1 protein-coding gene is annotated in these 865 nt (G+C 71.2%); it reads right to left on the bottom strand.

The features are described 5' to 3' along the window. Positions 1-865: heterodisulfide reductase-related iron-sulfur binding cluster (locus NY1_RS41645; protein ID WP_169815498.1), on the bottom strand; the 865-nt coding region annotated here is incomplete at both ends.

Here is an 865-nt window from a genome sequence, read left to right on the forward strand (position 1 = left end):
CCCTTCATCGCGAGGCCGCCGGGCTTGGCGCCCGGAGCCTTGAGCCCGCCCTTCATGGCGAGCCCGCCCGGCTTGGCGGCCGGGGTGGCCGGAGCCGAAGTGCCTTCGGCCGGAGCGGCCTCGGCGGGAGCGGCACTCTCGGCGGGAGCGGCCTTCGCGCCGGGGGTCTTCAGACCGCCCTTCATGGCCAGGCCGCCCGGCTTGGCGCCGGGAGCCTTGAGGCCGCCCTTCATGGCGAGACCCTTGGCCGGAGCCGGGGTGCCTTCGGCCGGAGCGGCTTCGGTGGAAGCCGGAGCGGCGGAAGCGGATTCGGCGGGCGCGGCGGCGGGCTTGGCGCCGGGGGCCTTGAGGCCGCCCTTCATGCCCAGACCCTTGCCGCCACCCGGCGGCTTCAGGCCACCCTTCATCCCCAGGCCACCACCGGCCGGTGCGGCCTTCGGCTCGGCCGCCGGGGCCGGAGCCTCGGCGACGGCCGCTTCGGACTTGACGGGCTCGGGCTCGGAAACCGGTTCGGGCTCTTCGACCTTCGGTTCCTGAATCACCTTCAGGTTCTCGGTCAGCTGCGCGGCCTCGATACGGTCGATGGACTGCAGCATCAGCTGCGCCACATCCACCACCTCGACACCCTGACCGACCTCGCCACCGTCCTTACGCGCGGTCACACCATCGGTCAGCATGACGCGGCAGAACGGGCAACCCGTCGCGATCATCGACGGCTCATTACCACCATTCAGCGTGGACAGGGCCTCATCGACACGGTCGACGTTGATGCGCTTGCCGAGCTGTTCTTCCATCCACATGCGCGCGCCACCGGCACCACAGCACATGGAACGCTCACCGTGACGCGGCATCTCCACCAGCGTCG

The sequence above is a fragment of the Nocardia yamanashiensis NBRC 100130 genome, assembly GCF_001613325.1.
Taxonomy (GTDB): domain Bacteria; phylum Actinomycetota; class Actinomycetes; order Mycobacteriales; family Mycobacteriaceae; genus Nocardia; species Nocardia yamanashiensis.